Genomic DNA, 17,244 nt, shown 5'->3' on the forward strand with positions numbered 1-17,244 from the left:
TTTATGACCACCGACACCCTGAAACTGATTCTTGAAGACACCGACGGCACCCAGCTGGAAACCTCCTGCACCCGCGTCGCCGTGGTCTGGCAGGGCAAGGAAATCTGGATCCAGCACGACGGCCGTGGCCAACTGCTGATCGGTGTGGACGTGGAAGAAGGCGACGCCGAGTACGCCAACCTGCTGATGCGTCCGCTGGCCACCAACCTGATGAGCCTGCAACTGGAAATGGAACCGGCCGACGTTGAAGGTGATGACGACGATCACGTCCACGGTCCTGGCTGCAACCACTAAGGAAGCTGCGTATGCTCGCCCTCGGCAAACTGCTTGAACTGACCCTCGCCGGTCGTGAACCGGCGCAAAAAATTCAACTGACTGTCGACGGCGTGCAGATGCGCTGGCTCAGCGAGGGCGCGCTCGAAGTGCGCCCACCGCAAGCGAAGGACAACGGCAGCGACCTGCTGCTGTCGTCCGGCATCCATGGCAACGAAACCGCGCCGATCGAACTGCTCGACCGCCTGTTGCATGGCATAGCCCGTGGGGAGATCAAGCCCCGCACCCGTATTCTGTTCCTGTTCGGCAACCCCGAGGCCATGCGTCGCGGTGAGCGTTACCTCGAACTGGACGTCAACCGGCTGTTCAACGGCCGCCATGAGCAAAACATCGGCCCGGAAGCCATGCGTGCTGCCGAGCTTGAGCAACTGGCCCGCAGCTTCTTCAACCAGCCCGGTCGTTCGCGCCTGCATTACGACCTGCACACCGCCATTCGCGGCTCGAAGATCGAGCAGTTTGCCCTGTACCCGTGGAAGGACGGGCGCCAGCATTCACGTCATGAGCTGGCGCGCCTTAACGCTGCCGGCATGCAGGCGGTGCTGCTGCAGAACAAGACTTCGATCACTTTCACCGCATTTACCTACGAGCAACTGGACGCCGAAGCCTTCACCCTGGAATTGGGCAAGGCGCGGCCGTTCGGGCAGAACCAGGGCGTGGACGTGTCCCGCCTGGAGACGCGCCTGAAGCAGATCATCGAGGGCGATGAGCCCGAGACCGACAGCCTCGACGGCCTGCAGCTGTTCGCGGTGTCGCGCGAAGTGATCAAGCACAGCGATGCCTTCCTGCTGCACTTGCCGGCGGACGTTGAGAACTTTTCGCCGTTGGCGAAGGGGTATCTGCTGGCCGAGGACGTGGCCAAGACTCGTTGGGTCATCGAGGAGGAGGGCGCGCGTATCATCTTCCCCAATCCGAAGGTGAAGAATGGTTTGCGGGCAGGGATATTGATTGTGCCGACCACGGATGCGGGCCTGGCCTGAATCCCGAGGCTTGCCGGGATCCAAATGCAGGAGCTGGCTTGCCTGCGATCGGGTTGACTCGGTCCAACTGTTAGACCGAGTTGATCCTATCGCAGGCAAGCCAGCTCCCACACAAGCCCAGCGCTGAGGCTGGGCTGGGGTGTGGCTTAGACGGCTACGGCACGCGGCTCGCTGCGACGGATCGCGCGTACTTTGTGCAGGGTGTCGGCGCAGGTACGTGCGGCTTCCTGGCCCTTGTGCACGAAGTGCTCGTAGAAGAAGGTGTGGTGCTCGCTGCCCGCGTGGAAGTGGTGCGGGGTCAGGGATACCGAGAACACTGGCACTTCGGTTTCCAGCTGCACTTGCATCAGGCCGCTGACCACTGACTGGGCGACGAACTCGTGACGGTAGATGCCGCCGTCCACCACCAGCGCAGCGGCAACGATACCGGCGTAGCGGCCGGTCTTGGCCAGCAGCTTGGCGTGCAGGGGCATTTCAAAGGCGCCGCCGACTTCGAAGAAATCGATATCCGATTCCTGGTAGCCCTGGGCGATCATTTCGGCGAGGAAGCCTTTGCGCGATTGGTCGACAATATCCTTGTGCCAGCAGGCCTGGATAAACGCGACGCGCTCGCCGTGATGGTTTTTGCTTTTGCTGTCGATTGCGGTGGGTTGCATGTTCTGACTCCTGTTTAAGAAAAAAACAGGGCGTTATGAATCGAATGGGATTTAAGGGTACGCACGGCTGTGGCATGCAAGCATGCGGTCAGCGTTCGGCCCTCAGGTGCCAATCCCGTTCTCTCTTCATCCGGACTATGACCGTCGGCCCCGGGATCACACCGGGTCTGCTGACCTTGTCGCCGTCCTGCGTGAGCAGTTCGAGGCGCCAAGCGCTCGCGGGCTATGCACATTGCGTGCAATTACCGCCGGTGGGGAATTGCACCCCGCCCTGAGAACGTTGCCGCCAGAACCCTGGCGGCGGAGAGTTTTTAACATGGTTTTTCAGAAACTGCACGATTGCCGTGTCGATAAGCTATATCGGTTTGTTTGGTTGGTATTCGATTGAAGACGCATGGGGCTTGATATTCCGCGGCTTTGCCCGCAGTAATCATCCACAAAAGGAACTTACTCAACCCTTGAGAGGCGTGCTTCATGTCTGTGATCGACCTGCGCAGCGACACCGTGACCCAACCCACCCCCGGCATGCTCGACGCGATGGCCCATGCCGTCAGTGGCGACGACGTCTACGGTGAAGACCCCAGCGTCAATCGCCTGGAAGCCGAACTGGCCAAGCGCCTGGGGTTTGCCGCCGCGTTGTTCGTGCCCACCGGCACCATGAGCAACCTGCTGGCGTTGATGGCCCACTGTGAACGCGGCGAGGAATACATCGTCGGTCAGCAGGCCCACACCTACAAATACGAGGGCGGTGGCGCCGCCGTGCTCGGTTCGATCCAGCCACAGCCGCTGGAAGTGCAGGCGGACGGCTCGCTGGACCTTGCCCAGGTGCTGGAAGCGATCAAGCCCGACGATTTCCACTTCGCGCGCACCCGGCTGTTGGCGTTGGAAAACACCATGCAAGGCAAGGTGCTGCCGCTGGCGTACCTCGCGAAAGCGCGTGCGTTTACCCGCGAACACGGCCTGGCGCTGCATCTGGACGGCGCGCGCCTGTACAACGCGGCCGTCAAGCTTGGGGTGGATGCGCGCGAGATCGCCCAGCATTTCGATTCGGTGTCGGTGTGCCTGTCCAAGGGCCTTGGCGCGCCGATCGGCTCGGTGTTGTGCGGTTCCACGGCGCTGATCGCCAAGGCCCGGCGCCTGCGCAAGATGGTCGGCGGCGGCATGCGCCAGGCCGGCTCACTGGCGGCGGCAGGGCTGTATGCCCTGGATCACCAGGTAGAACGCCTGGCCGACGACCACGCCAATGCCCAGTGGCTGGGAGAGGCGTTGCGCAACGCCGGTTACGCAGTGGAGCCGGTGCAGACCAACATGGTCTACGTGCAGATCGGCGATCGCGCCCAGGCCTTGAAGGCGTTTGCCGCCGAGCGCGGGATCAAATTGAGCGCCGCACCGCGCTTGCGCATGGTCACGCACCTGGACGTCAGCCGGGCGCAGATCGAGCAAGTGCTGGAGACATTCGTCGAATTCTCACGCAAATGACCGTGCAGACCGTCTAATTGAGCCGCTCTATCGCATAAACACGCTGTACCACCGGCAAAGGGCCGATATAATGCGGCCCTTTGCCGTCGCTTCGTCTGATGATGTTGCGCACTGGCCTTTGGCCGCAGCCTCCGTGGAAGAACCTAATGAAAAGCGCAGAAATCCGTGAAGCCTTCCTTCGCTTCTTCGAAGAGCAAGGTCACACCCGTGTCGCCTCCAGCTCCTTGATCCCAGGCAATGACCCCACCCTGCTGTTCACTAACGCGGGGATGAACCAGTTCAAGGACTGCTTCCTGGGCCAGGAAAAGCGCGCCTACACCCGCGCCGTCAGCAGCCAGAAGTGCGTGCGCGCCGGTGGTAAGCACAACGACCTGGAAAACGTCGGCTACACCGCCCGTCACCACACCTTTTTCGAAATGCTCGGCAACTTCAGCTTTGGCGATTATTTCAAGCAGGACGCGATCAACTTCGCCTGGACCTTCCTCACCGGCGTACTGAAACTGCCGAAGGAAAAGCTCTGGGTCACCGTCTACGCCAGCGATGACGAAGCCTACGACATCTGGACCAAGGAAGTCGGCGTGCCGCCCGAGCGCATGGTGCGTATCGGCGACAACAAAGGCGCACCGTACGCCTCCGACAACTTCTGGACCATGGGCGATACCGGCCCATGCGGCCCCTGCACCGAGATCTTCTACGACCACGGCGCCGACATCTGGGGTGGCCCACCGGGCTCGCCAGAAGAAGATGGCGACCGTTACATCGAGATCTGGAACAACGTGTTCATGCAGTTCAACCGCACCGCCGACGGCGTGTTGCATCCGCTGCCAGCGCCGTCGGTAGACACCGGCATGGGCCTGGAGCGGATCAGTGCGGTGATGCAGCACGTTCATTCCAACTACGAAATCGACCTGTTCCAGAGCCTGCTGGCGGCTGCCGCCAAGGCGATCGGTTGCGCCAATGAAGAGCAGGCATCGCTCAAAGTGGTGGCTGACCATATCCGTTCCTGCGGCTTCCTGATTGCCGACGGCGTGCTGCCGTCCAACGAAGGCCGTGGCTACGTGCTGCGTCGCATCATTCGTCGCGCCTGCCGTCACGGCAACAAGTTGGGCGCCAGCGGCAGCTTCTTCTATCAGATCGTCGCGGCCCTGGTCGCCGAGATGGGCGATGCGTTCCCGGAACTCAAGCAGAACCAGGCGCACATCGAGCGCGTGCTCAAGGCCGAAGAAGAGCAATTCGCCAAGACCCTGGAGCAGGGCCTGAAAATCCTCGAGCAAGACCTCGCCAACCTGCAGGGCAGCGTGGTGCCGGGCGACGTGGTGTTCAAGCTCTACGACACCTACGGTTTCCCGATGGACCTGACCGGCGACATCGCCCGTGAGCGCAACCTGACCCTCGACGAGGCAGGTTTCGAGCGCGAGATGGAAGCCCAGCGTGTGCGTGCACGTTCCGCCAGCTCGTTCGGCATGGACTACAACAGCCTGGTCAAGGTTGACGTGGCCACCGAATTCACCGGCTACAAGGCCACCAGTGGCGCGGCCAAAGTGGTTGCCCTGTATAAGGAAGGCCAGTCGGTCGACGTGTTGAATGAAGGTGACGAGGGCGTGGTCGTGCTCGACCAGACGCCGTTCTACGCCGAATCCGGCGGCCAGATTGGCGACTGCGGTTTCCTCAACGCTGCGAACGGCCGTTTTGACGTGCGTGACACCACCAAGACTGGCGGCGCCTTCCTGCACCACGGTGTGCTGGCCTCGGGCAACCTGACCGTCGGTGCGCCGGTGGAGACCCAGGTGGACGCCGACGTGCGCCACGCGACCTCGTTGAACCACTCGGCGACCCACCTGCTGCACGCCGCGCTGCGCCAGGTATTGGGCGAGCACGTTCAGCAGAAGGGTTCGCTGGTCGACAGTCAGCGCCTGCGCTTCGACTTCAGCCACTTTGAAGCGATCAAGCCTGAGCAGATCAAGGCCCTGGAAGACATCGTCAACGCCGAGATTCGCAAGAACAGCCCTGTGGAAACCGAAGAAACCGACATCGAGACCGCCAAGGCCAAGGGCGCCATGGCGCTGTTTGGCGAGAAGTACGGCGACAACGTGCGCGTGCTGAGCATGGGCGGCAGTTTCTCGGTGGAACTGTGTGGCGGTATCCACGCCAACCGTACCGGCGACATCGGCCTGCTGAAAATCATCAGCGAAGGCGGCGTGGCCTCGGGCGTGCGCCGCATCGAGGCGGTAACCGGTGCTGCGGCCCTGGCCTACCTCAATGCCGCTGAAGAACAACTCAAGGAAGCGGCCACCCTGGTCAAGGGCAGCCGCGACAACCTGATCGACAAGCTGTCCGCCGTGCTGGAGCGCAACCGTGCGCTGGAGAAACAGCTGGAGCAGTTGCAGGCCAAGGCCGCCAGTGCCGCGGGCGACGATCTGTCAGCCGCCGCCGTGGACGTCAAGGATGTGAAAGTGCTGGCCGCACGCCTGGACGGTCAGGACGGCAAGGCGCTGTTGGCGCTGGTCGATCAGTTGAAGAACAAGCTCGGCCGCGCAGTGATCCTGCTCGGCAGTGTCCATGAGGATAAGGTCGTTCTGGTTGCCGGTGTAACCAAGGACCTGACTGGCCAACTCAAGGCCGGTGATTTGATGAAGCAAGCCGCCGCGGCAGTGGGCGGGAAGGGCGGTGGTCGTCCGGACATGGCGCAAGGCGGTGGTGTAGACGCCGGTGCCCTGGACGCGGCCCTGGCCCTGACCGTGCCGTTTGTCGAGGCAGGTATTTAAGGCGCTGTTAACCCGCCCGTGGTCTAGTCGCGGGCGGGTGCAGTGCGGATGGATTGGATAATAGGCGCCCCTTTACGGGCTGAGGCGGCTTGGAAATGGCTTTGATCGTACAGAAATTTGGAGGCACCTCGGTCGGCTCTGTCGAAAGAATCGAGCAGGTGGCCGACAAGGTTAAGAAATTCCGCGACGCCGGCGATGACCTGGTGGTGGTGCTGTCGGCCATGAGCGGCGAGACCAATCGCCTGATCGATCTGGCCAAGGCAATCAGCGGCGACCAGCAACCGCTGCCGCGTGAGCTGGATGTGATCGTGTCCACCGGCGAGCAGGTGACCATTGCCCTGTTGGCCATGGCGCTGAACAAGCGTGGCGTGCCAGCGGTGTCCTACACGGGCAGCCAGGTGCGCATCCTCACCGACAGCGCGCACACCAAGGCGCGCATCCTGCAGATTGACGATCAGAAAATCCGCAGTGATCTGAAAGCCGGCCGCGTGGTAGTTGTAGCGGGCTTCCAGGGTGTGGACGAGCAGGGCAACATCACCACCCTCGGGCGTGGCGGTTCGGACACCACTGGCGTGGCGCTGGCAGCGGCCCTGAAGGCCGATGAGTGCCAGATCTACACCGATGTGGATGGCGTCTATACCACCGACCCGCGTGTGGTGTCCGTGGCCCAGCGCCTGGACAAGATTACCTTCGAAGAGATGCTGGAAATGGCCAGCCTCGGTTCCAAGGTGCTGCAGATCCGTGCGGTGGAATTCGCCGGCAAGTACAACGTTCCGCTGCGCGTATTGCACAGCTTCAAAGAGGGTCCGGGCACCCTCATTACTATTGATGAAGAGGAATCCATGGAACAGCCGATCATTTCCGGCATCGCTTTCAACCGCGATGAAGCCAAGCTGACGATCCGTGGCGTGCCAGACACCCCGGGCGTGGCATTCAAGATCCTGGGCCCTATCAGCGGCGCGAACATTGAAGTCGACATGATCGTGCAGAACGTTTCGCACGATAACACCACCGATTTCACGTTCACCGTGCACCGCAACGAGTACGATGCGGCGGAGCGGATCCTGCAGAACACGGCCAAAGAGATTGGCGCTCGCGAAGTGGTTGGCGATACCAAGATTGCCAAGGTGTCGATCGTGGGCGTGGGCATGCGTTCCCATGCCGGCGTTGCCAGCCGCATGTTCGAGGCCCTGGCCAAGGAAAGCATCAACATCCAGATGATCTCCACCTCGGAAATCAAAGTCTCGGTGGTGATCGAAGAGAAGTACCTGGAACTGGCTGTACGCGCGCTGCACACCGCTTTTGAGCTGGACGCTCCGGCCCGACAGGGCGAGTGATGCACTGCCAGGAAGGCGCGGTTACCGCGCCTTTCATTTTTTTGTAGGGCGCATGGTCTTTTGTGTGCGCTCGACAATACTTAGGTCGTTAGGGCTATGACTGTCAGGTCGTAGGTCGAACGCCTTTTTTTTGCAGACTGTTGTTCCTGAACTGAAATGCGTGAGGAGAAAGGTATGCTGATTCTGACTCGTCGGTGCGCAGAAAGCCTGATTATCGGTGATGGCGAAATCACCGTGACCGTGCTCGGCGTCAAAGGCAATCAAGTGCGTATCGGGGTTAACGCTCCGAAAGAGGTAGCGGTACACCGCGAGGAAATTTACCTGCGGATCAAGAAAGAGAAGGACGAAGAACCAAGCCTTTAATTTTTATCGTTTTTTATGTTTGCAAACGGGGATGAACGTGGTTAATATACGCCCCGTGTTGCGGAGAGCTGGCCGAGTGGCCGAAGGCGCTCCCCTGCTAAGGGAGTACACCTCAAAAGGGTGTCGGGGGTTCGAATCCCCCGTTCTCCGCCATTATTTGCTTAGTACGTTGCAATCTGGTTTTTTCGCTAAGTTGTTGAAACTAAACGAAAAAATAGCTTTACATAGAGATTGAACGGCCTATAATGCGCGGCAACAAATGCACTCGTAGCTCAGCTGGATAGAGTACTCGGCTACGAACCGAGCGGTCACAGGTTCGAATCCTGTCGAGTGCACCATTTAAGAGTTAGTTGCAGCAATGCAGGTAGCTCGGCTTCAACCAGTTGTGATCTGGTCTAAAAACACAATCTGCACTCGTAGCTCAGCTGGATAGAGTACTCGGCTACGAACCGAGCGGTCACAGGTTCGAATCCTGTCGAGTGCACCATACAAACAAAAAGCCCGCCTAGTGCGGGCTTTTTGCCGTCTGGGATTTGTGTCGGATTTTATCTTTTTCTGCTGCTTCCTGTGTTTTCCTTCCGGGCTGCGTCGTCGCAGTTCATAGATGCGGCCAATGCTCAGCTTTGGCTCGCAAGCGCTTGTTCTTTCCAGTTTTTTAACGTTAAAAGCGAGCGCACGGTGTATCATTGCGCCCGTCAGCCCCGCCGGGGCTTGTGGAATACCTCCATGGACTTACCCAGTAGTTACTCAGTACCCCGTTTTACCAATCATGAATTGACTGATTGATCCTTCCGGCGTGCCCCGCTGCTGGGAGTGGAGTTCGCCTATGACCGAAGTAGAAGTAAAGAAAACTCAAGAAAGCCTGCAGGATCGCCTGGCTCAAGTCATCGAGCTGCTGCAGCGCCAGCGTGTGGTCGAAGAACTCACGCACCGCCAGGATGGCCCTAACCGCGACCGCGTTGAAAACCTCGTCCACCGGCAAAACCTCGTCGAGCTGCAACGCAAGCTCGATGACCTGCACTCCGCCGACGTCGCCTATATTCTCGAAGCCTTGCCGCTGGATGATCGACTGACCCTCTGGCAGTTGGTCAAGGCCGACCGTGACGGCGACATCCTGCTTGAAGTCTCCGACTCGGTCCGTGAAACCCTGATCGCCGACATGGACGATCACGAGCTCCTGGCCGCGGCCAAGGAGATGGACGCTGATGAGTTGGCCGACCTGGCCCCTGAGCTGCCCCGTGATGTTGTCCATGAGCTGATGGAAGCCCTCGATGGCCAGCAGCGTGAGCGCGTGCGCTCCGCGTTGTCCTATGACGAGGATCAGGTCGGCGCCCTGATGGACTTCGAGATGGTCACCATCCGCGAAGACGTCAGCCTGGAAGTGGTCCTGCGCTACCTGCGCCGGTTGAAAGAGTTGCCCGGCCATACCGACAAATTGTTTGTGGTCGACTACGAAGGCATCCTCAAGGGCGTGTTGCCGATCAAGCGCCTGCTGGTCAACGACCCCGAGAAGAAAGTTGCCGATGTGATGGCCAGCGACCCGGTGAGCTTTCACCCGGACGAAGACGCCTATGACGCCGCGCAGGCGTTCGAGCGTTATGACTTGATCTCCGCTCCAGTGGTCGACAAGAACGGCAAGCTGATCGGCCGTCTGACCATCGATGAAATGGTCGACCTGATTCGTGAAGAGAGCGAAACCGAAGTCCTCAACATGGCGGGTCTGCGTGAAGAGGAAGATATTTTTGCGTCAGTCTGGCGTTCGTTGCGCAACCGCTGGGCCTGGCTGGCCGTCAACCTGATCACGGCCTTCATCGCGTCGCGGGTGATCGGGCTGTTTGAGGGCTCTATCGAGAAGCTGGTGGCTTTGGCGGCATTGATGCCGATCGTGGCGGGGATTGGTGGCAACTCCGGCAACCAGACCATCACCATGATCGTACGCGCCATGGCGCTCGACCAGGTCAATACCGGTAACACCTCGCGGCTGATGCGCAAGGAGCTGGCCGTGGCGCTGATCAACGGCGTGGTGTGGGGCGGCGTGATCGGTATTGTCGCTTACTTGCTGTATGGCAGTTGGTCACTGGGCGTGGTGATGACCGCAGCCATGACCCTCAACCTGCTGCTGGCTGCGTTGATGGGGGTGTTGATCCCCATGACCCTGGCGCGCCTGGGGCGCGACCCTGCGATGGGTGCCAGCGTGATGATTACCGCCATGACCGACAGTGGTGGCTTCTTCATCTTCCTGGGCCTGGCAACCATCTTCCTGCTCTGATCCTCCAAGGCACGCCGGCTCCCCTGTAGGAGCTGGCTTGCCAGCGATTGCCTTCACGGGCCGCATCGCCTGAATCGCCACCAAGCGCGCTCCTGCACAAATTCCAGGCAAAAAAAAGCCAGCACATGGCTGGCTTCGGCTTTCATTTGTAACTTAATTGGCTTCTGCGGCCGCCTCAACGTCGTGCGCGATAAGCGAGACGAGAGCATTTTGCTGGCGGTGGGAGAGCTGACGAAAACGCTGCAGCAGTTCGCGTTCGTGCAGCGACAGCTCGGGGCTGTCCAGGCGCATGCTCAACTCGTCGCCCAACGCACCTTCCTGAATGAGGCTCTGTTCCAGGCGCGCGATGATTTCGGAGTTCATGCTGCGGTGATGATTGCGAGCCACCTCGGCAATGCGTTCCCGCATTCCGTCTGGCAGACGTACGACGAACTTGTCAGCCGTACGGCTGGAATAAATTGCCTGTTTCAATGGGCGCATATATTTAACCGGTTAGTTCAGGGGAGCGGTTTTTGGAATTGGCCGCAAGATGAGTGTTAAGACAAGACTCACGACCAAAGTTCAACCCTAATTGCAAAGAGGCCGCATCATGCCTCAGATTTGACATTTCCTTGGCGTCAATTCTGTGACAAATATTGAACTGCCTAAAGGCTTTATGCCAGCACTCATTTGCATTTTTGCGGACTGGTTGGAAAACTTCTGCACGAGTGATCCCGCCAGGGAACTTCCCGTAAGTCCAGGCCACCACAGGGTTTAAGGCCGCACATCGTATAGCAAAGTGGCCTTTTGCCCTTATCTTTAAGACTAGTGGCAATTTGCCGATTTACTAGGACGAGGCGACATAAGGTAGGCGGGGGGTGATGCGAGAGGGGGTCAGCGTAGAACCGGGTCAAACTTGATTTTGCGGCCGACGATGAGCGTCAGCAGCAGCAGGCTTGCGCAGATGCCAGCCGCAACAAAGGCGGTGGTTTGCCCGTCCTGGGACTCGGCACCCAGACCCAGGATGCCAGTGGCGACGGTCAAGCAAAGGAACAGCCAGGCAGATTTGGTCATCAGTTGTTTCCTTAGAAAACCCAGTGTTCGGAGGCAGGCGCCGCTTGGGTGCCTTGGGTCAGGCGCACTGGCGATTGCGCGTTGGGTGTCATCACCGCCAATTGCGGACGTTGCTGCAGATGGTGTGGCACCGCCTGGTTGATCTGGGCCGGGTCGTTGCTGCCGGTCGATTGGAAATGAAACATCACCAGTGCAGCCAGGGCTACGGTGTTGAGGGCTAACAGAAGGGCACTGTTCATGGTCATGTTCTCCGCTTAACGCCGTGGCTGAAGGGGTTTATAGGAGAAGTATTGCAGGTCTCGTGCCAATCTATTATTTCAATAAAATCAATGGCTTGAGTCTACTTTAAAACGCTGGAAGGTTGCAATTTGCAATGCTGGCATTTTGAGGGAGTGCATTTTGCACGATGGCGCCCAAGTGCCCGTGTTTACGGGCCGAAACTGCATTGCGCCAGGCAAGGATTGGCCTACATTCAAAAAGCCAACGGACGACATGACAAAACCTACCTCGGCCGTTAACATGCACGCCGTCCGTCGCAGCGCCCCTGGCCTGATGGATGTCATTGGTCCCAGTAGCTCAATTGGATAGAGCATCCCCCTCCTAAGGGGAAGGTTGGCCGTTCGAACCGGCCCTGGGACACCATATTCGCAGTTCACAAACAAGCCCCGTACAGCACCTGCTGGCGGGGCTTTTTTGTGCGCGCCGGGGCTTTTCACACTTGAGTCGAACCTTGCCGCCGATCGAGGTTCACAGCAGGTGCCGCCGGCTATTTTTCGCAACGCTGTACCTTGCATACCCTCCGGCAGCGTCTGAACCGTGAAGCAAAATAATCCCCGGAAACAGCGCCTTTCGCCTGTCCGGAACCTGCAACCCCGGACTATCATGCCGATAGCCCTGTCTCTTACCGCAAGGAGCCGCTCGGAACGCCGATGCGCCAGATCTGGAAATCTTTTCGAGCCCTTTATTTCGCCTCCTTGATGATGCTGATCGGCTCCGGCCTGCTCAGTACTTACCTGGCCCTGCGCCTGGCGGCCGACCATGTCGACAGCCTGTGGGTGGGTGCGTTGATGGCAGCCAACTACTTTGGCCTGGTGCTGGGCGGCAAGATCGGGCATCGCCTGATTGGCCGGGTCGGGCATATCCGTGCCTATGCCACCTGTGCCGGGATCGTTGGGGCGGCGGTGCTGGGCCATGGCTTGATCGATTGGCTGCCGGCCTGGATCGTGCTGCGTACGATCGTGGGCCTGGGGATGATGTGCCAGTACATGGTCATCGAGAGCTGGCTCAACGAGCAGGCGGACGCCAAGCAGCGTGGCGTGGTGTTCAGCGGCTATATGATCGCGTCGTATCTGGGGCTGGTCCTCGGTCAACTGATCCTGGTCATGCACCCGCAGCTCGGCCTCGAATTGCTGATGCTGGTCGCGCTGTGTTTTGCCTTGTGCCTGGTGCCGGTGGCCATGACTCGCCGCATTCACCCGGCGCCCCTGCATCCGGCGCCGATGGAGCCGCGCTTCTTTATCAAGCGCGTGCCGCAGTCGCTGAGTACCGTGCTCGGCGCCGGGTTGATCGTCGGTTCGTTCTACGGCCTGGCGCCGCTCTATGCCTCTCAGCAAGGGCTGACGACAGAGCAGGTGGGCCTGTTCATGGGTAGCTGCATTTTTGCCGGCCTGGTGGTGCAGTGGCCGCTGGGTTGGCTGTCGGACCGCTACGACCGCGCGCTGTTGATCCGTTGCTTTGCGTTGTGCCTGGCGGTGGCGGCGTTGCCCTTGGCGGTAATGACCCAGGTGCCGCTGGAAGTGCTGTTCGTGGCAGGCTTCGTGTGTTCCCTGGTGCAGTTCTGCCTGTACCCGCTGGCCGTGGCGTTCTCCAATGACCATGTGGAAGGCGATCGTCGCGTGTCGCTCACCGCCATGTTGCTGGTGACCTACGGCGTCGGCGCCAGTGTCGGGCCGCTGCTGGCGGGTGTGGTGATGAAGATGTTCGGCAGCCACATGCTGTACGCGTTTTTCAGCCTGTGTGCGCTGATCCTGGTATGGCGTATCCGGCCGAAAGCCGTGACCAACCTGCACCAGGTGGACGACGCACCCTTGCACCACGTGGCGATGCCCGACAGCATGTCCAGCTCGCCATTGGTGGCTGCCCTTGATCCGCGGGTGGATGAGCAAGTGGTGCAGGAGCAGATGCAGGTATCCGTACCTGAACCAGAGCCTGAAATCGAGCCCGAGTCTCCCGCTGATGAGCCGGTGGTCGAGGCGCCAGTCGATCCGCTCGACCCGGACGAGCATCCCCATGATTTGAGCAGGGCACGCCCCTGAAAACAAAAAACGGGCAGATCCCCTCAGGATCTGCCCGTTTTTTATGACGCCAAGCTTTAAAAGTCGTCGTCTTTGTCGAAGCGGCGTGCTTCGCGTTGCAGTTGGTAGACGAAACGCTCGACCTGGCGCTGCACCAAGCCACTCATGTTGTGAAAACGCACGCCGGCGAAGGTGGTGTTGATCTTCTCTTCGAAGTGCAGGTAACGCAGCTCGACCGAGGTGGTCATGCTGCCAAAGGGCAGGGCGGCGATGAAGCGGTCGTAGACCTGGCCCAGTTGCAGGCGCTCGGAAATATCGCCTTCAAAGCGCAGTTTGCAGCCGGTGGCGGAAATATCCAGCAATTTGCCACTGATCGGCGCCTTGAGTTTCTCCCCGCCCAGTTCGATGTTGACCAGTTGGGCCAGCTTCAAGGCGGCCCGGAAAGCATTGCGACGCTGATGGTAAACCACCTCGTCGGGCAAGCTGCCGGTGTAGATGCGGTGGCCGTCCTTTTCGCTGATGCTCATGGCGCCGTTGCTTTCCCACGCAACGCGCACGCCGTCGTGGAAGCCTTCGATGCGGAACGGCTCACCGTTTTCCAGGTGGCGTTCGCCGTCACGCGGGATCATTTCATCCAGGGCCAGGGTGCCGCCCTCGCGGTCGACATCCACCAGGTAACTCTGGAAGCGTTGGCTGCGTTCGTGGAAGGTGATGATCAGCGGGTCATGGCTTTCTTGCAGCATCCGCAAGGTGCCGGCGATTTCCAGAGGCGTGGTGAGGACCTTGGGTGGCTGCGGGGCATCTTCCGCATTAAGGGCGTTGAACACGGTTCTTCCATCTCCAGACAAAATACGACTACACGCAAGAGCAGGCATTTTGCCAGTATGTGGCGCGACTTGGATAGGCCGCGCGGTAAACGGGCATCAGGCTTGGCTGCGGGTGCTTGGCTTGACCAGGCGCGAGGTGGATCCCTGAGCGTTGTAAAGCGCCGGAGGCTCACCGCCGTGAAGTATACGCAACTGGTTGGCGGTCGTAGCTTGCTGAAGCTGGATCGACTGACCGTTGAGCAGGTTGGCTTCCTGGCACTGGGCGAGCAATTGATTGAGTTCTTTGCTCTGGGCCAGCAATTGATCGCCGACCGAGGAGTGGCTGGCCAATTGTGCCAGGCCATCATGGTCTGCCGGCAGGCCGAGGCTGATGAGGATTTCGCTGCGTTTTTTGCCGTGCTGTTCCAGCAGGACAATCAGCGATTGTTTGCGCGCCAGAATTTCTTCCAGCAAGGGCATGTCCCGGCCGAAGAGTGCCAGGGATTCTTCTTTCAGCAGCTCGAGCAAGTGTTGCGTCGGCGCTAGATCATCAATGATCAGTTGAAGCAAATGTTCGTCGTGATGCATGGCTGGCCTTGGGGTTTAAGCGTCCAAAAGCCCGGCGCAGGCCTGTGCCTAGCGCTCGGCTTCGAAATTAAGCAGCTTGCTGGCTACACGGTTGCTGTCGACTTTATAGCTGCCATCGGCGATTGCCTGTTTCAATTCGGCCACACGGGCTTTATTGACTACCGGTTGATCGCGCAGCGAGTCAGTGACCTTCTGCAACTGTTGAGCCTCATTGCTCAGGTGTACGGATTCCCCGCTCTGGCTGGCGCTCGCCTGCTCTGCCTTCGCGGGCAGTGGCTGGGCCTTGGCTTCTACGCTGTCCTTGGTACCGCTGGTACGCGTAGGGCCTGACGTTGCCGGGGTGTTATTCAAACGACTGAAATCGATGACCATGATAAAAAACCTCTGGGTATTTGGACGCTTGCCATGTTTTCGGCCATACCCGGACAAACTTTAGGCGCAATTGACAATAAACTGCACAGGCCGGCACCCAACCCACAGTGTAGGAAAAGCCGGCGTCCGATACCAGCGGTCTATAAAGCCACCTCCACTTGGCCTGGTGCCGTCACCCGCGCCTTGATCACCCGGTTCGAGTTGAGGTTCTTCACCCGGATCTGCTCGCTCATGCCGCCATTGGACAGCGCCTCGCCTGGCATCTTTACCTGCAGCGCGCCGCTGCTGGCGGAAATTACCACCTGATCGCCCTTGCGGATCACCTCCGCCTGCTCCAGGTGCACCAGGGTAATGACCTGGTCGGTGACCACTGGTCGGGTCAATTTCTGTCCGACGGCCTGGTCGAGGGAGGTCAGGTAGCCCTGATTGATCATGCTGATGTCGCGTTCGCGCAGGACAACGTCCTCGAAACCGATGATGCCGGTGCGTTTCAGCGGGCGGGCCACCACCACCACATCGCGGAACAATTTGACCTGCGCCGGCACGAACACGGTCCAGGGCGAGGCGCCTTCGCAGCGAACTTTCACCGTCACGCGGCCGATGGGCTGGGCGGGACTTTCCAGGGTGGCTGTCAATTCCTTGTCGCACATTGGCATGCGCAGGCGTGGATCGAGCTGGCTGACCTGGATTTCATAACGCCCGGGTGTCTGGGTGGTCGCCAGATAATCTTCTACAGTGAACTCAAGAAAGCCCTGAGTGACGCCGATAAGTAGATCAGGCAAGGTGACGTTATCGGCGCGGGCCGTGGTTCCCAGGCTCAAGGCGAGCAATGCCATCGAGACGCAGAGCAATCTGCAGTACCGTGGGAAGCCGGGGCGTCGGGAAACTGTCGTTTTAATATCCATGATCTGTAAATTGCAAAGCCCGTGCCGTTTAGTGTTGGGTGCGCGTCTGCCCTTTAGGGAACAGGCCAAAGGTTTTAGCGTAGGAGTAAAGGCATGGCAGGAGTAATGGATTCAGTAAACCAGCGGACACAGCTGGTGGGGCAGAATCGCCTGGAGTTGTTGCTTTTTCGCCTGGATGGCAAACAGTTGTATGGCATCAACGTGTTCAAGGTGCGCGAAGTGTTGCAGTGCCCCAAGCTGACGATCATGCCCAAGTCCAGTCCCGTGGTGTGCGGCGTCGCCAACATCCGCGGCGCGACCATCCCGATTCTCGACCTGGCGCTGGCCACCGGTTCGCCGGCCCTGCAGGACCGCGAGAATCCGTTCGTGATCATTACCGAGTACAACACCAAGACCCAGGGTTTCCTGGTGCGCTCGGTGGAGCGCATCGTCAATATGAACTGGGAAGAGATCCATCCGCCGCCCAAGGGCACTGGCCGGGATCACTACCTCACGGCGGTGACGCGGGTCGATAACCAGTTGGTGGAAATCATCGACGTGGAGAAGATCCTCGCCGAAGTGGCGCCGACCTCGGAATCGATTTCCGTGGGCGTGGTGGACGCCGAGACGGCACACAAGGCGATTTCCTTGCGTGTGCTGACGGTGGACGACTCCTCGGTGGCGCGCAAGCAGGTGACCCGTTGCCTGCAGACCGTCGGTGTGGAAGTGGTGGCGCTCAATGATGGTCGCCAGGCGCTGGATTACCTGCGCAAGCTGGTGGACGAAGGCAAGAAGCCGGAAGAAGAATTCTTGATGATGATCTCTGACATCGAGATGCCGGAAATGGACGGCTACACCCTCACGGCCGAGATACGCAATGACCCACGCATGCAAAAATTGCATATCATCCTGCATACTTCGTTGTCGGGTGTATTCAATCAGGCGATGGTCAAGAAGGTCGGTGCCGATGACTTCCTGGCCAAATTCCGCCCTGATGACCTGGCAGCCCGGGTAGTCGACCGGATCAAGGCAGCAGATCACGGCTAGGGGATGTCCCCTGGCGGTCAC

The 17,244-nt window shown here is 59.6% G+C and carries 17 protein-coding genes, 4 tRNA genes and 1 riboswitch; of the genes, 13 read left to right on the forward strand and 8 right to left on the reverse strand.

Annotated elements, in window-relative coordinates; genetic code table 11:
• Positions 1–3: 3 nt before the first annotated feature.
• A complete protein-coding gene (locus C9990_RS06785) occupies positions 4–294 on the forward strand; it encodes a hypothetical protein (RefSeq protein ID WP_003214319.1) in 291 nt (96 codons plus the stop codon).
• An 11-nt stretch (positions 295–305) separates the two neighbouring features.
• Positions 306–1,310, forward strand: coding sequence for a succinylglutamate desuccinylase (gene astE, locus C9990_RS06790; protein WP_106802840.1), 1,005 nt, complete (start codon positions 306–308; stop codon positions 1,308–1,310).
• 146 nt (positions 1,311–1,456) lie between these two features.
• Here astE and C9990_RS06795 read toward each other — a convergent pair whose 3' ends face one another.
• The gene (locus C9990_RS06795) at positions 1,457–1,966 is read right to left on the reverse strand and encodes a 6,7-dimethyl-8-ribityllumazine synthase (protein WP_003233516.1); all 510 of its coding nucleotides are present in this window, start codon (positions 1,964–1,966) and stop codon (positions 1,457–1,459) included.
• A gap of 113 nt (positions 1,967–2,079) precedes the next feature.
• Positions 2,080–2,249, reverse strand: a riboswitch (FMN riboswitch).
• Positions 2,250–2,440: 191 nt separating this feature from the next.
• Here C9990_RS06795 and ltaE point away from each other — a divergent pair.
• The 8 genes from ltaE (at position 2,441) to mgtE (ending at position 10,179) form a co-directional block, all read left to right on the forward strand.
• On the forward strand, positions 2,441–3,445 hold the full coding sequence (gene ltaE, locus C9990_RS06800; RefSeq protein ID WP_106802841.1) for a low-specificity L-threonine aldolase: 1,005 nt from the start codon (positions 2,441–2,443) through the stop codon (positions 3,443–3,445).
• 146 nt (positions 3,446–3,591) lie between these two features.
• Positions 3,592–6,210, forward strand: a complete 2,619-nt coding sequence (gene alaS / locus C9990_RS06805) for an alanine--tRNA ligase (RefSeq protein ID WP_106802842.1) — start codon at positions 3,592–3,594, stop codon at positions 6,208–6,210.
• A gap of 95 nt (positions 6,211–6,305) precedes the next feature.
• On the forward strand, positions 6,306–7,547 hold the full coding sequence (locus C9990_RS06810; RefSeq protein ID WP_065909223.1) for an aspartate kinase: 1,242 nt from the start codon (positions 6,306–6,308) through the stop codon (positions 7,545–7,547).
• Between the two features lie 174 nt (positions 7,548–7,721).
• Positions 7,722–7,910, forward strand: coding sequence for a carbon storage regulator CsrA (gene csrA / locus C9990_RS06815; protein WP_003175645.1), 189 nt, complete (start codon positions 7,722–7,724; stop codon positions 7,908–7,910).
• Positions 7,911–7,972: 62 nt separating this feature from the next.
• Positions 7,973–8,063 (forward strand) — tRNA-Ser (locus C9990_RS06820).
• 108 nt (positions 8,064–8,171) lie between these two features.
• Positions 8,172–8,248: transfer RNA gene (locus C9990_RS06825), tRNA-Arg, on the forward strand.
• 72 nt (positions 8,249–8,320) lie between these two features.
• A tRNA-Arg gene (locus C9990_RS06830) sits at positions 8,321–8,397 on the forward strand.
• Positions 8,398–8,736: 339 nt separating this feature from the next.
• On the forward strand, positions 8,737–10,179 hold the full coding sequence (mgtE, locus tag C9990_RS06835) for a magnesium transporter (protein ID WP_106802843.1): 1,443 nt from the start codon (positions 8,737–8,739) through the stop codon (positions 10,177–10,179).
• Between the two features lie 153 nt (positions 10,180–10,332).
• Here mgtE and C9990_RS06840 read toward each other — a convergent pair whose 3' ends face one another.
• From C9990_RS06840 to C9990_RS06850, 3 genes are all read right to left on the reverse strand, one after another.
• A complete protein-coding gene (locus C9990_RS06840) occupies positions 10,333–10,659 on the reverse strand; it encodes an Arc family DNA-binding protein (protein ID WP_003175643.1) in 327 nt (108 codons plus the stop codon).
• Between the two features lie 393 nt (positions 10,660–11,052).
• Positions 11,053–11,232: a PA3371 family protein gene (locus C9990_RS06845; protein ID WP_106802844.1), complete on the reverse strand. Its 180-nt coding sequence runs from the start codon at positions 11,230–11,232 to the stop codon at positions 11,053–11,055.
• Between the two features lie 11 nt (positions 11,233–11,243).
• Positions 11,244–11,471, reverse strand: a complete 228-nt coding sequence (locus tag C9990_RS06850) for a hypothetical protein (protein WP_106802845.1) — start codon at positions 11,469–11,471, stop codon at positions 11,244–11,246.
• Positions 11,472–11,797: 326 nt separating this feature from the next.
• Here C9990_RS06850 and C9990_RS06860 point away from each other — a divergent pair.
• Positions 11,798–11,874 (forward strand) — tRNA-Arg (locus C9990_RS06860).
• A 287-nt stretch (positions 11,875–12,161) separates the two neighbouring features.
• The gene (locus C9990_RS06865) at positions 12,162–13,547 is read left to right on the forward strand and encodes an MFS transporter (protein ID WP_106802847.1); all 1,386 of its coding nucleotides are present in this window, start codon (positions 12,162–12,164) and stop codon (positions 13,545–13,547) included.
• Positions 13,548–13,603: 56 nt separating this feature from the next.
• On the opposite strand, the gene C9990_RS06870 is transcribed toward C9990_RS06865, so the two are convergent.
• From C9990_RS06870 to flgA, 4 genes are all read right to left on the reverse strand, one after another.
• Complete coding sequence (locus tag C9990_RS06870; protein WP_106802848.1) at positions 13,604–14,353, reverse strand: flagellar brake protein; 750 nt, start codon at positions 14,351–14,353, stop codon at positions 13,604–13,606.
• A gap of 96 nt (positions 14,354–14,449) precedes the next feature.
• On the reverse strand, positions 14,450–14,920 hold the full coding sequence (locus C9990_RS06875; RefSeq protein WP_065909236.1) for a flagella synthesis protein FlgN: 471 nt from the start codon (positions 14,918–14,920) through the stop codon (positions 14,450–14,452).
• A 48-nt stretch (positions 14,921–14,968) separates the two neighbouring features.
• Complete coding sequence (flgM, locus tag C9990_RS06880; protein WP_065909237.1) at positions 14,969–15,292, reverse strand: flagellar biosynthesis anti-sigma factor FlgM; 324 nt, start codon at positions 15,290–15,292, stop codon at positions 14,969–14,971.
• Between the two features lie 140 nt (positions 15,293–15,432).
• On the reverse strand, positions 15,433–16,197 hold the full coding sequence (gene flgA, locus C9990_RS06885) for a flagellar basal body P-ring formation chaperone FlgA (protein WP_065909238.1): 765 nt from the start codon (positions 16,195–16,197) through the stop codon (positions 15,433–15,435).
• Positions 16,198–16,290: 93 nt separating this feature from the next.
• Here flgA and C9990_RS06890 point away from each other — a divergent pair, with 93 nt between their 5' ends.
• Positions 16,291–17,223, forward strand: a complete 933-nt coding sequence (locus C9990_RS06890; protein ID WP_106802849.1) for a chemotaxis protein CheV — start codon at positions 16,291–16,293, stop codon at positions 17,221–17,223.
• Positions 17,224–17,244: the final 21 nt, after the last annotated feature.

The sequence above is a fragment of the Pseudomonas sp. S5D5 genome (assembly GCF_003013355.1).
Lineage (GTDB): Bacteria > Pseudomonadota > Gammaproteobacteria > Pseudomonadales > Pseudomonadaceae > Aquipseudomonas > Aquipseudomonas aylmerensis.